15 protein-coding genes are annotated in these 13550 nt (G+C 70.5%); 12 read left to right on the top strand and 3 right to left on the bottom strand.

The window, feature by feature from the left end:
* Positions 1-15 precede the first annotated feature (15 nt).
* The 5 genes from Q664_RS43615 to Q664_RS53515 are packed head-to-tail and all read left to right on the top strand — an operon-like array spanning position 16 to position 4604.
* Positions 16-1398 (top strand): WD40/YVTN/BNR-like repeat-containing protein, encoded by a 1383-nt coding sequence (locus Q664_RS43615; RefSeq protein ID WP_043410627.1) that lies wholly within the window; start codon positions 16-18, stop codon positions 1396-1398.
* A 3-nt stretch (positions 1399-1401) separates the two neighbouring features.
* Positions 1402-2022: a hypothetical protein gene (locus Q664_RS43610; protein ID WP_043410624.1), complete on the top strand. Its 621-nt coding sequence runs from the start codon at positions 1402-1404 to the stop codon at positions 2020-2022.
* On the top strand, positions 2019-3248 hold the full coding sequence (locus tag Q664_RS43605; RefSeq protein ID WP_043410620.1) for a YncE family protein: 1230 nt from the start codon (positions 2019-2021) through the stop codon (positions 3246-3248). The genes Q664_RS43610 and Q664_RS43605 overlap by 4 nt, the downstream gene beginning before the upstream one ends.
* Positions 3245-3940: a c-type cytochrome gene (locus Q664_RS43600; RefSeq protein WP_043410618.1), complete on the top strand. Its 696-nt coding sequence runs from the start codon at positions 3245-3247 to the stop codon at positions 3938-3940. Before Q664_RS43605 ends, Q664_RS43600 begins: the two co-directional genes overlap by 4 nt.
* Positions 3941-3995: 55 nt before the next feature.
* Entirely contained in the window at positions 3996-4604 is a 609-nt protein-coding gene (locus tag Q664_RS53515) for a TIGR02265 family protein (RefSeq protein WP_084610860.1), read from the top strand.
* Between the two features lie 33 nt (positions 4605-4637).
* Here Q664_RS53515 and Q664_RS43590 read toward each other — a convergent pair whose 3' ends face one another.
* Entirely contained in the window at positions 4638-5612 is a 975-nt protein-coding gene (locus Q664_RS43590) for a terpene synthase family protein (protein WP_043410615.1), read from the bottom strand.
* 371 nt (positions 5613-5983) lie between these two features.
* Here Q664_RS43590 and Q664_RS59650 point away from each other — a divergent pair, with 371 nt between their 5' ends.
* From Q664_RS59650 to Q664_RS43565, 5 genes are all read left to right on the top strand, one after another.
* Positions 5984-6493, top strand: a complete 510-nt coding sequence (locus tag Q664_RS59650) for a hypothetical protein (RefSeq protein ID WP_052519424.1) — start codon at positions 5984-5986, stop codon at positions 6491-6493.
* Between the two features lie 69 nt (positions 6494-6562).
* Complete coding sequence (locus Q664_RS43580) at positions 6563-6970, top strand: DUF2203 domain-containing protein (RefSeq protein WP_043410612.1); 408 nt, start codon at positions 6563-6565, stop codon at positions 6968-6970.
* A gap of 120 nt (positions 6971-7090) precedes the next feature.
* A complete protein-coding gene (locus tag Q664_RS43575; protein WP_043410609.1) occupies positions 7091-7669 on the top strand; it encodes a hypothetical protein in 579 nt (192 codons plus the stop codon).
* Positions 7670-7743: 74 nt separating this feature from the next.
* Positions 7744-8652 (top strand): NmrA/HSCARG family protein, encoded by a 909-nt coding sequence (locus tag Q664_RS43570; protein WP_043410607.1) that lies wholly within the window; start codon positions 7744-7746, stop codon positions 8650-8652.
* A 78-nt stretch (positions 8653-8730) separates the two neighbouring features.
* Entirely contained in the window at positions 8731-9492 is a 762-nt protein-coding gene (locus Q664_RS43565) for a hypothetical protein (protein ID WP_043410605.1), read from the top strand.
* On the opposite strand, the gene Q664_RS43560 is transcribed toward Q664_RS43565, so the two are convergent.
* Complete coding sequence (locus Q664_RS43560; protein ID WP_235217103.1) at positions 9489-9764, bottom strand: YgaP-like transmembrane domain; 276 nt, start codon at positions 9762-9764, stop codon at positions 9489-9491. The genes Q664_RS43565 and Q664_RS43560 overlap by 4 nt on opposite strands.
* Before the next feature lie 217 nt (positions 9765-9981).
* Here Q664_RS43560 and Q664_RS43555 point away from each other — a divergent pair, with 217 nt between their 5' ends.
* Positions 9982-10239 (top strand): hypothetical protein, encoded by a 258-nt coding sequence (locus tag Q664_RS43555; RefSeq protein ID WP_043410603.1) that lies wholly within the window; start codon positions 9982-9984, stop codon positions 10237-10239.
* Between the two features lie 50 nt (positions 10240-10289).
* Here Q664_RS43555 and Q664_RS43550 read toward each other — a convergent pair whose 3' ends face one another.
* A complete protein-coding gene (locus Q664_RS43550) occupies positions 10290-11252 on the bottom strand; it encodes an ornithine cyclodeaminase family protein (RefSeq protein ID WP_043410600.1) in 963 nt (320 codons plus the stop codon).
* Positions 11253-11489: 237 nt separating this feature from the next.
* On the opposite strand from Q664_RS43550, the gene Q664_RS43545 reads away from it, so the two are divergent.
* Complete coding sequence (locus tag Q664_RS43545) at positions 11490-13550, top strand: ATP-binding protein (RefSeq protein WP_084610859.1); 2061 nt, start codon at positions 11490-11492, stop codon at positions 13548-13550.

Here is a 13550-nt window from a genome sequence, read left to right as displayed (position 1 = left end):
TCTGGAGGGCCTCCCTTGAATCTCCTCTCCTCGCTCCGCCGCGCGCTGCTGCTGGCACCGCTCGCGCTGTACACCCCTCCCGCCCTGGCGCACCTGGGCTACCCGGACACCACCAGTGTCACCATCCGCCGCGGCCACCCCGAGGACATGTTCCTCGGCGCCACCTTCGGCGCTCTCATCTCTCGCGACACGGGAAAGACCTGGAATTGGATCTGCCCCGAGGCCATGAACTACGGCGGCTGGCGCCCGGAGACCTTCCTCTGGCAGCCCGATGGCACCCTGCTCGCCGCCACCGGCGCCTCGCTCATCCGCTCGACCGACGGCGGCTGCACCTGGACGGTGCATGACTACTTCAAGTCCCAGGGGCTATGGCCCATCGGGCTCGCATCGCCCGCGTCCAATCCCTCGCGCCTGTGGGTGACGACGAGCCGCAGCACCTCGCGCAACGGCGTCTACCGCAGCGACGATGGCGGCCAGACGTTCACCCCCGTCATGCAGAGCGACACCCTCGTCTTCACCGCCGTGAAGGTGGCGCCCTCGGACTCGCGACGCATCTACGTCTCCGGCGGCACCACCACCCGCCTGAGCCTCTACCGCAGCGATGACGAGGGCTCCACCTGGACGGAGCAACCCTTCAAGGAGTTCGTGGGACCCCCGTACCCCTACGATCTGTTCGTCCTGAAGGTGTCCGACACCGACCCGGACCGGCTCTGGGTGCGCGTCTCCTGGCAGGGTTGGACCTACGTGATGGAGAGCAAGGACGGTGGCCGCACCTTCACCTCCGTGGTCCACCCGGAGGGCGAGGAGCACGACGGTCTCGGCGAGTACCTCATCGGCATCGAGGTCTCCGCCGATGGCAACACGCTCTGGGCCGCCACGCACACGCGTCTCTTCCGCGTCCGCGCCGGGGAGAGCCGCGCCACCCAGCTCCCCCTGCCCGACGGCAATGCCTGCGCGCAGCGCGAAGGGGACGTCCTCTACGTCTGCGGCGCCTCGCGCCTGCACGACTGGGCCCTGGCCACCACCACCGACGAGGGCCAGACGTACACGGCCCTCTTCAACCTGCCCGACACCCAACCCCCGGCGTGCCCCGCGGGCACCCCGACACATGACATCTGCCGGCCCTATTGGCCCCAGTTCGCCCCCACCATCGAGGCCGACCCGTACCTGCCACCCGAGGAGACGCCGGATGCCGGGACTCCGCCGGATGGGGGCTCACCCGGCGGCGACGACGCGGGCACGAACATCCCGGATGCCGGCACCACCAATCCCAGACCGGAGGAGCCCCAGCCTCCGCCCAAGAAGGGATGCTCGTCCGCCAGTGGCCTCGTGCCCGCGGCCTGTCTGCTCGTGCTGTCGACCCTCCGCCGCACGCGGCGGCGCAACCCGGAGAACTGAGCCATGAACGTGAAACACCTGAGCACCGTCTGCGTGGCCACCCTGGCCCTGGCCACTTCCGCCTGCGAGCCAAACACCCCCGTGGATTGCGGAGAGCCCCTCTACGCCGGCAGGTCCACCGACGAGGCCTGGCGCGCCCTGGTGGACGTGAAGCCGCGGCCCATCGACTCCTCCCGCGCCGTCGACCTCGTCTCCCCCTCCGTGGGCGAGGTGTACCCGGCCAACGCCACCCCGCCCACCTGGGAGTGGACCTCGCCCCTGAGCGCCTCGTTGCAGCGCCCGGCCGAGGGCATGCTCGCGCTGAAGGCGGCGCCCCGTCCCTCGCGCTCCTTCGGCGCCTGGTTGGGAGAGCTCATCCTCCCCACCGCCCACGCGCACCTGCCTCCGTACACGGGAGACCTCTACTGGGTGGAGATCTCCGCCGGCGGCGAGTGCCCGGTGGTCCAGGTACTGACCTCGGAGCTGTCCTGGCAGATGGATGACACCTCCTGGGCCGAGCTGGGCAAGCACACGGGCAAGGACCTCACCGTGCAGGTGATGAGCGCCTACCTCGTGCAGAACCGCGTCACCGAGGGCCCCTTCCGCCTCGCCGAGCCGCGCACCTTCCGCCGGAGCGCGCAGTGAGGCGGCGCCTGCTCGCGCTGCTCGCCCCGCTGGCGCTCGGGGCCTGCACCGGTACGGAACCGACGGAGCTCGACTTCGCCCATGACACGGCCTGGCCCACCGGGCCGGAGCTGCCCGCGCTCGGTGGCGGGCGCATCATCGTCACCAACAGCCTCGATGACACCGTGAGCCTGCTGGACCTGGACAGCATGCTCTCGCCGGGCTGGGGCGAGCTGGCCCGCCTCCCCGTGGGGCTCAACCCCGTGGAGCTGGAGGGGCCGCACCACGCCGCCTTCTCCCCGCGCGGGGACTACTACTACGTGGGCCTCTCCTACTTCGTGCCCGGTGCCGGCTCGGGCCCGCACGGCAACCACGGCAGTGGCACCGCGGACGGCTACGCCCTCAAGCTGGATGCGAAGGACAACCGGCTGGTGGGCTCGACGCGCGTGGACCGCAACCCCGGGGACCTCATCCTCAGCGCGGATGGCCGCACGCTCTACCAGACGCACTTCGACATCCTGAAGATCCAGGAGGCGGCGAACAGCGGCGTCACCGACGCGAGCAAGATGAACGCGCGCCTGGCCGTCATCGACGCGGACACGATGACGCGCAAGGCGATGGTGTCCCTGTGCCCGGCGCCGCACGCGGTGCGCCTGTCCCCCGACGAGAAGCGGGCCTATGCCGCCTGCATCTCGGACGAGGTGGCGGTGGTGCGGCTCGACACGCCGACGCCCACCGTCACCCCGGTGAAGATGCCCAACGCGGGCACCGTCCTGGCGCCGAGGCACGAGCCGTACGCCCTCACGCTGTCGCCCACGGATGGCACGCTGTGGGTGAGCTCGCTCAAGAGCCGCATCGTGCACTACCTGGACCCCGAGTCGCTCACGGTGCGGCCCGAGCGCTCCATCTATGGCCTGCGCGGCGCGCCCATGTTCGGCGTCGTCACCCCGGACGGCAAGACGCTCTACCTGCCCTACCAGGCGGTGGACGCCGTGGCCGTCATCGACACGGCCACGTCCACCATCCAGGGAGAAATCCACCTGTCGGACGCGGGCTGCCTCAACGTGCACCAGGTGGAGCTCACACCGGATGGCCGGCATGCACTGGCGGTGTGTGAGGGCGACCACCGGGGCCCCGGCACGCTGCACGTGTTGGATCTCCAGGCCGGCGAGGTGGGCACGGTGGTGAAGACGGTGCAGGTGGGCATCTATCCGGACTCGGTGGGCGTCCTGCGGAGGAAGCCATGAGGTGGCTGGGATTGGGAGTGGTGCTGCTCGCGGCCGGCTGTGGCCCCCGGCCCGCGGCGGAGTACGGCGAGGAGCTGTTCCGTGACGCGTCGCTGTCGGAGAGCCAGTACAACAGCTTCTCGTGCGCCACGTGCCACGCCACCACGGCCACGCCGCCCGCGGACAAGGTGTACGCGGGCCTCTCGCTGTACAACGTGGCGTCCCGTCCCCACTGGTTCGGCGGCTACGAGACACGCCTGCTGGACGCGGTGAACTTCTGCTACACGGCCTTCATGCGCGGCGTCACCCCGCTCACGCCCGAGGACCCGAAGAGCCGCGCCCTCTACGAGTACCTCGTGAGCATCAGCCCGGACGCCCAGGCACCGGCGCAGCCCTTCACGCTCGTCAAGGACATCGCCGACGTGCCCCGGGGCAGCGCCAGCGAGGGCGCGCGCGTGTACCAGGCCGCGTGCCAGGACTGCCACGGCGAGCCCCACACCGGAAAGGGCCGCCTCACGGAGCTCGCCTCCATCCTCCCCGACGTGGCCAATGACTACGGCACGCTCTTTCCCGGAATTCCTCCCCGGATTGTCTTCATCGAGAAGGTGCGGCACGGCCGCTTCTTCGGCGTGGGTGGAAATATGCCGCCCTACAGCCAGGAAGCATTGTCCGACCAGGAACTCGGGGCACTGCTCGAATTCTTGGACCTCTAGAACAGACCCCCGGGAACCGTCGTAGAGTAGACGTCACCTCCCGGGGGTCACACGCATGAGCATGGCGCAGTCGTCGCAGGGATCCGCAGCAACGCAACAGCAGTTGGAGCAGCGGCTGGCCGTGTTGGGGCCCAAGGACACCACGCGTGGATTCCTCTTCGGCTCGGCGCTGGAGCTGGTACGGAGCGAGGGGAGCGCGGAGTCGCTCAAGCGCTGTGTGGAGGCGGCGGGAAGCGCCAACTTCACCGCCTTCTTCTCCTACCCCGTCGGCACCTTCCTCAAGCTGACGTACGCCGCCGCGCGCGAGCTGAGCGACAAGCACGGCGGCTTCGACGGGGCGATGCAGCACCTGGGCATGCGCGTCGCGCCGCGCTTCCTCGAGTCCACCACCGGGAAGATGTTGCTGTCGCTGGTGGGCAAGGAGCCCAAGCGGCTCGTCGAGAGCATGCCCTCGGCCTACAAGACGGCGTGGGACCACGGCTCCTGCTCGCTGACGTGGAGCGGCCCCAAGAGCGGGCGGATCGACTACGTCAATGCCATCCCCGGGGCCTACTTCGCCGGCTCGTTGATGCAGATCCTCAACGCCGCCCAGCTCAAGGGCACGCGCGTCACCGTGCGGCAGAGCACCCTCACCGACTTCGCGGTGGAGTTCTCCTGGGAGTAGGCGCGAGGGCCCCGGCCTCGCGCCCAGGGCCTCTCAGGCCACGCGCACCCGCTGGGGGGCCGCCTCACCCGTGCCCTCCTGGTAGCGGCCCGTCTGGATGGACCAGTCCACGTTGGCGCGCACCCAGCGGCGGATGCCCGTGACGTAGCGCGCCACGTGCGCGTCGTGCTCGCCGAACGAGGGCAGGCTCTTCTCCTGCTCCAGGAAGCGCCGCATCGCCGTGTCGTGCATGTCCACCGCCACGTCGATGGCCTCCTGCAGCCCCAGCCCCCGCTCCTTCTGGAGGGAGAACACCAGGTTGGGGTGGAACTCGTCCTGGAGATCCTGCGCCAGCGAGAACAAGTCGTTGGCCCAGGCGATGACGTCCGTGGCCGTCTCCACCAGCGCTTGCAGGGCCGGGTGCGCCAGCACCTCCTCGGGCAGCAGGAAGCCCTCGATGGCCTCCACCTGGGTGAAGCCCATGTACGTGCCCACCGACAGGCGGCGCAGCTGGATGTACGTGTCCACGTCCAGGCAGACGCGGTTGCCACGCACCTCCGCCTCCCAGATGGTGCCCTCGAAGTAGCACTGGCAGGCATGGATGAAGCGCTTCATCCACTGCGCCGGCATCCGCTCGGCGATGCGCTCGCGGATGCTCGCCAGCAGCCACAGCAGCGGCGGAGCGTCGTGGTAGGGAATGGCGCCCTCAAGCACCGCCCGCGCCATCTCGCTCTGCTGGCGCACCCACTCGGCGGGCACCTCGCCCACGTCCACCTGGTCATCCCACGAGAAATTCCAGATGAGGAAGTCCAGCGCCGCGCGCAGGTTCTCCTGCGGCACGTCCGGGTGGCAGCGGCCCAGCAGGAAGGGGAAGTGGCTGCGCTGCAGCTTGTGGAACACCGAGTGCCTCGCGTGCACACCCAGGTACTTCGACCAGCGCTCCAGCGCATCGCCCTCGATTTCCCTCATGAGGGGGTGCAACTCGGGAGTGATCGGGCAGAACAGTTGCGGCAGGTGAAAGGCGCTCATGGTGGTCTCGCTCTCCCCCGGACTGCTGTCGAGTCTGCTTCGACACGAAGTCGTGCAAGCCATGGGCCCACGTGAAGGGTTGCCCTTTCCCACCAGACCTCCCTCGCCCTGATACAAGTCTCCACGAGACGAGGGGGGGTAGAATTCCAGTAGGACTTTTTATTCTATCCGGCCCTGTCCGGATTTACGGGGAGGTCCATCCGACCCTCCAGGTCATCCTGCACCCGCCCCCACCACGCCTTGTGCGCGGGCTTTCCGCAGGTCCATCCGGACCCGTCGCTCGCCCGCTCCCCCTGACCCGCGAGCCATTCCTCCGCCTGGGAATGCTCCCTACCTTTGGGTCAGCCGAAGTACGCCAGCAGGAGACATCTATGGGCAGAACCTACAGTTTCGAACCCTTCAAGTCGCAACAGCCCGCGCAGACCTACCAGGGCTCGGGCGCGCGGCTCGGCAACGCGGAGCACGAGCTCGCCCCGAGCCAGGAGCACGCCACGCCGCCCAAGGCTCCCGCCACCTATGGACAGGCCCACGCCGAAACCGTGAAACGCTATCGCTCACGCGCCCAGGCGAGGAAGCGCGCACCGGCGGTGAAGGCGAAGGGCACGGCCAGCAGGCCCGCGGCGAAGAAGGCCACGGCCCAGACGAAGAGCGCGGCGGCCAGGAAGGCACCCGCTCGCAAGCAGACGGCGGCGCCCAAGGCCACCACGACCCGGAAGCCCATGGTGGAGAAGAGCCCCACCCGGAAGAGCGAGGCCGAGCCCGTGTCGCTGCGCAACGTCGGGCGCAAGGTGTTGTCGCGTGCCGCGGCGGCGGCGAAGAAGACCGTGGCGCGCGCGGTGAAGACGGCCGCCAAACGCGTGCCGACGAAGAAGAAGCGCTGACGGGGAAGCGCCGAGACGCGTGGCTCGCGCCCCTCTCCACCGGCCCCGGACGCTAGACTCGGGACCGCCATGCGCTACTTCGGAGTGGAAGAAGCCAACCGCCTCATCCCAGTGCTCACCCGCACCTTCACCCGGGTGCGGCCGTTCGTGGAGCGTGTGCATGCGCTCGTGCGCGAGCTGGAAGCGCTCCAGGAGGCGGGAGCAGGCCCGGAGCGCACCGCGCCGCTGCGCGGGGAGCGGGATGCGCTCATCGACAGCATCCAGGGCGAGCTGGAGCGGTTCCAGGACCTGGGCGTGGAGCTCAAGGCCGCGGACGGGCTGGTGGACTTCCGCGCGCTCAAGGACGGACGGCCGGTGTACCTCTGCTGGCGCTTTGGCGAGACGGCGGTCACCCACTGGCACGAGCTGGAGGGGGGCTTCGCCGGACGGCAGCCCATCGTCCATGCCGACGAGTTCGCCACGTCCTACCTGAGCTGAAACTCCTGACGGAGCGGCCCTCGCCCTCCTGCCTGCCCCCAACCCCGGTTCCTGTCCCGAGAGGTACTCCCTACCTTCCGGTCCAGCACGGGAATTCAAACCACGGGCAAGGAGACAGGGATGCGCACCTATCGCTTCGAGCATTACAAGGCGGACAAGCCGGAGCCCAGCACGACGAATCCAGGTGGTGCCGAGCAGACGCCTCCCGTGGAGCAGGCCAGGCCCCACACCGACGAGGGACTGCACTACGGACGCCAGCACGCGCAGACGGCGGAGCTGTACCACAAGCACCGCGAGGAGCGGGAGCGCGCCGAGCAGATGCGCGTCTCCGAGGCCCCCACGGAGTCCAAGGCCGCGCCGCGCGAGGCGATGGAGCCGCGGGCCGCCGAGCCCCCACGCCAGGACAGGGAGCAGCCCCGGGCCGAGCAGTCCCAGGCCCTCGAGCCGGACGAGGCCGGACAGGCGGGCCTGAAGGGCCTGGCCCAGCAGGCGGTGTCGAGCGTGCTGGAGGCGGCGAAGGAAGCGGCCAGGGGAAGACCGCTCAGCGGGGCGAGGAAGCTGGCCGGTGAGGCGGTCTCCGGCGTGCGCCGGGTCGCCCAGGAGGTGTCCGCCCGGACGGGCCGCTCCGTGAAGCAGGAGCAGGAAAAGGAACAGGAAGGCGGCACGAAGAAGAAGAAGGGACCGAGCAAGAAGCGCTAGCCACGGGCCGCGCCCCTCGACCCACGCGCCGTTCATCCCCACCTTGGGGAGAAGGTTCTGTCCGGAGGAATCGCATGTTCCGACCCCTGAGCGTGTTGGTGACCGGTGCCACCGGAAAGCAGGGCGGCGCGTTGGCCCGCCTGCTCCTCAAACGGGGGCATCGCGTGCTCGCGTTCGTCCGCTCCCCGGACTCGCCCGCGGCCGAGGAGCTGGCGCAACGGGGCGCGGAGCTCGTCACCGGGGACTTCGATGAGCCCGAGAGCCTCGAGCGCGCCATGGTGGGCGCGGACGCCGTGTTCGCCATGGCCACGCCCTTCGGGGGCGGAGGGCTCGAGGGCGAGGTGCGCCACGGCCGCCACCTCATCGACGCCGCGAAGCTGGCCCGCGTGCGCCACTTCGTCTACTCGTCGGTGGCGGGCGCGGACCAGAACACCGGCATCCCCCACTTCGACACCAAGCACGTGGTGGAGGAGCACCTGCGCCGCAGCAGCCTGCCCTACACCATCGTGGCGCCCGTCTTCTTCATGGAGAACTTCCTCGGCGACGCCTACGTGCAGCGGATGCGCGAGGGGGTGCTGTCGCTGCCACTGCCGCCCCACCAGGGGCTGCAGCTGGTGAGCATGGCGGACCTCGCCGCCTTCTGCACCCGGGTGATGGAGTGGCCCGAGGAGCTCCTCGGCAAGCGCTTCGAGGTCGCCTCCGACGAGGTGACAGGTGAGCAGGCCGCGGCCCTCCTCGCCTACGTCGGCGGCCACAAGCTGCACTACGAGGAGACGCCGCTGGAGGCCGTGCGCTCGGCCAACGAGGATCTGGGCCGCATGTTCGAGTGGCTGCGGAATGTGGGCTACCACGCCAACATCTCCCTGCTGCGCCGGGACTTCCCCGAGGTGGGCTGGCACACCTTCGAGGACTGGGCACGCGTGCAGGACTGGGACGCGCTGCTGGGCACCGCCTGGCGCGGCACCAACGCCGCCGGGCCCTAGCTTCCACTCCAGGCGGCCACCGCGGCGCCTCGGCATGTCCCGGGGTCCACTCCTACTGTTCAGGGAGGAGAACCCCCCATGCGTACGCGCGCTCCCTGGCCCGCGCTCGCCGCGCTGCTGATCGCCGCGAGCTGCGTTACCATCCCCACCCTGCAACCCCTGCCGAGCACTCCCGTCGCCCAGGCCGGCGTCGCCGTCGCCGAAGCCGGAGGCGTGCGCCTGCTGGCCGCTGGGGACGCGTGGAGGGGCAATCCCTCGGACCTCGGGCGCGTCGTCACCCCCGTCAAGGTCCACATCGAGAACCAGAGCGGCCGGCCCCTGCGCATCGACCCTGGCTCCTTCACCCTCCAGGGCGGCTCCCGGTTCTCCTACGCCGCCCTCTCCCCCTTCGAGATGAGCGAGGAAGGCAACGCGGCCGTGGGGGGCTCGGGCTACGAGGGCAACGTGGCCCTGTCCGTGGGCGTGGGCGTGTCCCCCTACTGGGGCTGGGGGCCGGGCGCGGTCGGCTGGGGCCATCCCTGGGGCCCGGGCTGGTATGGCCCCGGTTACGGCCCCGGCTGGTATGGATCCTTCTATGGGCCGGGCTGGTATGACCCCTTCTGGGGACCGTATTCCTCCTGGTACGCGTGGCCACCGCCCGAGCCGCTGCCCACGCGCGACATGCTGCGCAAGGCCCTGCCCGAGGGCACGCTGGAGCCGGGCGGCACCCTCACCGGCTTCCTCTACTTCCAGAACGTGGGCGGGCGAGAGGGTGCCGTCACCCTCGAGGCGCGGCTGGTGGACGCACGCACCGGAGAGCTGGTCACCACCCTCGCCATCCCCTTCGGCGTGAGCTCCTAGTGCAGGAGCGTGGGGCGCTCGGTGAGCGGCATCGACGGGTGGGGCAGCAGCGAGTCCTCGCCGATGAGCCCCACCTTGCGGCGGATGGCCTCCCCCTTCAGCGGCAGGCCGAAGAGCGGACCGAAGAGACAGACATCGAAGGCGCCCGTGAGCAGGGGAACGAGCCCCCCCAGCGCCATCAGCTTGCCCTTGAGCGAGCCCGTGGACAGGCCGCCCACCACCAGGGACGCGCCCGCCAGCATGCGCGTCCACCGCCCCGTCCTCGAAGCCATGAAGCCCACCATCATCATCCACCTCCGGACCCTGGGAAGATGGGCACGCGAGGGCAGACGACACCAGCGCCCCCGGGCCGCTCGCCACCTTCGTGCACCGGCCAACCTTCCGCGCGAGCCGGGTTGCCCGCCCGGTGACGGGCCATCGCCCCGACCCTAGCTTGAGTGTCCGGGGCCGCCGCCCGGCGGTCCCTCCAGCGTGAGGAGGAGTGGGCACATGGCGGAGCGTTCGGAGCTGCAAGAGGGCATGGTGGTCTGGACCCACCGGGGCGAGAAGCTCGGACATGTCATCGAGGTGACGGACGAGGGCTTCATCGTCGAGAAGGGCCTGCTCGTCTGGCGCAAGGACTACGCCGTGTCACTCGAGGACGTGCGGGAGATCATCGCGGACGAGGTGTACCTGAACCATGGCCCCGACAGCCTCCTGTCCGGGCCGCGGGAGATCTCCCGCCCGCCGCGCCGCACCACGCACTGAAGTCCGGAGCGAGGCGCCGAGCGAGCTGTCCGGACGCCACCGTCCGTCCCTCAGGCGCCGAAGTCCACGCGCTGCACCGAGTCGTCATGGCGCGCGCCCTGGTAGACGTGCCAGGCCGCGACCAGGTCCTGGAAGGGCAGCCCCACCGCGCCGAAGAGGGTGACCTGCCCGGCGTCGGTGCGCCCCGATTTCCTGCCGGCCAGCACCTCGCCCAGCTCCGCGTGGATGATGTCCTCGCCGAGCCCCGCCCCCGCGGGGGCCCCCATGGCGACGTTCAACGCCCGGTGGTCGCAGAAGAAGGTGGACTGGCGCAACAGCCCGGCGGAGAGCTCGGCCTTGCCCGGCTCGTCCGCGCCCAGCGCGGTGACGTGCGAGCCGCCGCGCAACATGCCCGGGAAGAGGAAGGGCTCGCGCGAGGGCGTGGCGGTGATGACGATGTCCGCGTCCTCCACCGCCTCCTCCACCGACATGGCCGGGCGCATCGGCAGGTTGAGCGCGTGGTACATGCGGGTGGAGAACTCCACGGCCCGGGCCATGTCCACGTCGAAGACGCGCACGTGGTTGAGGCTGCGCACCAGCCGCAGGCTCTTGAGCTGCATGGAGGCCTGGGCCCCCGCGCCGATGAGCGCCACCCGGGAGGCGTCCTGCCGGGCGAGCACGTCCGCGGCCAGCGCGCCCACCACCCCGGTGCGCAACGCCGTGAGGTGGCCCGAGTCCATCATCGCCAGCAGCGCCCCCGTCTCCAGGTCATGCAGCTGCACCACGCCTTGAATGGCGGGCGAGCGGCCGGGGAACTTCGCGTGCACCTTCACGGTGTAGGCGGGAATGCCGGGCAGGGTTCCGGGAAAGACGACCAGCGCACTGCCCTTGTCGTGCAGGGGAGCGCGGGCCCGCTGGGGCTCCGCGGTACGGTGCTCCGCGTCCGCGCGGAAGGCCTCGCGCATCTCCGAGAGGAGGGTGAGGGCCTCCATGTGGCGGACGACATCACTGCGGGCGAGGAGAAGGGTGCTCATCTTGCCTCCAACCTAACCCTTCCCCTCCCCCGGGTGGGGCTTCGTCGGTGGGAAGCGGCCTCTACCCTCCGAGGAGGGACGAACGAGGCGGGAAGGGCTGGCAGGCCGGGCCGCTGGAAGAGGAGAGCACCGGGCGGCTCCCGGGCGCCTCCTCCTGGATCGCAGGTACGAGGCCATGCCCCTCCACCATGAGCAGACTCAAGGCGAGCCGCGGGGGTCCGCCTTGGGGGAGCGCGCATGAGGGATCAGGAGCCACCTCAACCGTCCGGGCTGTCCGGGCCGGAGCCCGAGGGCCGGTACCAGTTGACGGACTTCCTACGGAAGCACCGGGAGGACATCCTCGCGGACTGGGAGCGCGCCGTGCGGCTCCGGCACCCGGAGCCCCCCCCGGACGGCGCCCTGCTGCGCAACCACATCCCCGAGTTCCTCGACCGGCTGGCGGACGCCGCGGAGCAGGCCTCGGAGGGCCAACCGCCACGGATTCCCGAATTCGTCCCCGGGGAGCACGGCCTGCAGCGGCTGGAGCTGGGCTTCGAGCCGGGTGAGGTCGCCCTGGAGTACGGGCTGCTGCGCCTCTGCATCCTCCGGCGCATGAAGCGCTCGGGCCTCTGGCCGGGCATCGCCGAGCTGGAGCTGCTCGACGAGACCATCGACCAGGGCATCATCACCGCCATCACCCAGTACGCGCACATGCGCGAGCGGATGCTCCAGGCGCTGGAGCGCGTGTCCCAGGCGGCGCTCGAGAGCGAGGACCTGGACACCTTCCTGCCGCGGCTGCTCAAGGTGTTGATGGAGACGGCGGTGGCGGTGGACGGGGCCTCCATCCTCCTGCACGAGGGGGAGCAGCTGCGGCTGCGGGCGGCGGCGGGGCTCGGGGCGGAACAGGCGCTGGCGGAGGGCATCAGCATCCCGTTGGACCTGGGCCTCACGGGCCAGGTGATCGCCGAGGGGGAGCCGCGCTCGGTGCGCTCGGCCGCCACCCATCCCCAGCTGGGCTACGAGCCCGTCCGCGAGCTGGGCTTGCGCGCGGTCTACAGCGTTCCGCTGCAGCAGGGCGAGACGCTCGTGGGCGTGGCGCACATGGCGTCACGGACGGTGTTCGACTTCAGCGAGTCCGACAAGCTGCTCTTCCGGGCCATGGTCACCCGCGCCACCGGCTTCATCGTGCAGGCGGAGCTGGCCGAGCGCGAGCGGCTCATCCGGGCCGAGGCCCAGCACTCGCTGGCGCAGCTGGACACGTTGTTGAAGGCCTCGCCGGTGGGCATCGCCTTCCTGGACCAGGAGCTGCGCTACCTGCGCATCAACGAGACCCTGGCCAGCATCCATGGCCACTCGGTGGAGTACCACCGGGGCAAGCGCATCCGCGAGGTGGTGCCCGGCTGGGTGGCCGACCTCTACGAGCCCCTCTTCCGCCGCATCCTGGAGACGGGGCAGCCGGTGTCCAACCACGAGTTCATCAGCCATGGCCCGGACTGCAAGGGCCCGGCGCGCTACTGGCTGGGCAACTACTACCCGGTGCGCGCCGAGAGCGGCGAGGTGCTGGGGCTGGGCTGCGTGGTGGTGGACATCACCCCGCAGAAGGCGGTGGAAGCCGAGCTGCGCCGCTCCGGGGAGTTGCGCGAGCAGCTCATCGGGGTGCTGGGGCATGATCTGCGCAACCCCCTCAACGCCATCACCGCCTCGGCCTTCCTGCTGCAGAGGGCGGAGGACCTGGGCGATGGGGCGGTGCGCGCGGTGGAGCGCATCCACAAGAGCGCGGCGAGGATGGCGAGGATGCTCAATGACATCCTCGACTTCGCGCGCAGCAGCGTGGGGGGAGGCCTGCCGGTGTTGCGCGAGCGGGTGAACCTGCACGACATCGCCCGGGGAACCCTGGAGGAGTCGCAGGTGACGCACCCGGGCCGGCGGTTCGAGTTGGAAGTCCGGGGAGACGGGTGGGGGTGGTGGGACGCGGACCGGCTGGCGCAGGTGGTGGGGAACCTGCTGAGCAATGCCTTGCATCACGGGCGGCCGGACACACCCATCCACGTGGAGGTGCGCGAGGACGGGGAGGAGGTGCTGCTCTCGGTGCACAACGAGGGAGAGCCCATTCCCGCCGAGTTGCAGGCGACACTCTTCCAGCCCTTCCGGCGGGGCACCACGGGCAAGGCGGCCACCCGCAGCGTGGGACTGGGGCTCTACATCGTCCGGCAGGTGGCCCACGCGCACGGCGGCGAGGTGGAGGTGCGCTCCGTGGCGGGCGAGGGCACCACCTTCACGGTGCACCTCCCCCGAGGAACGCCCTCGCCCCCCGTGTAG

The organism is Archangium violaceum Cb vi76 (assembly GCF_000733295.1).
GTDB classification, from domain to species: domain Bacteria; phylum Myxococcota; class Myxococcia; order Myxococcales; family Myxococcaceae; genus Archangium; species Archangium violaceum.
This window is presented reverse-complemented; position numbering and strand designations above follow the sequence as displayed.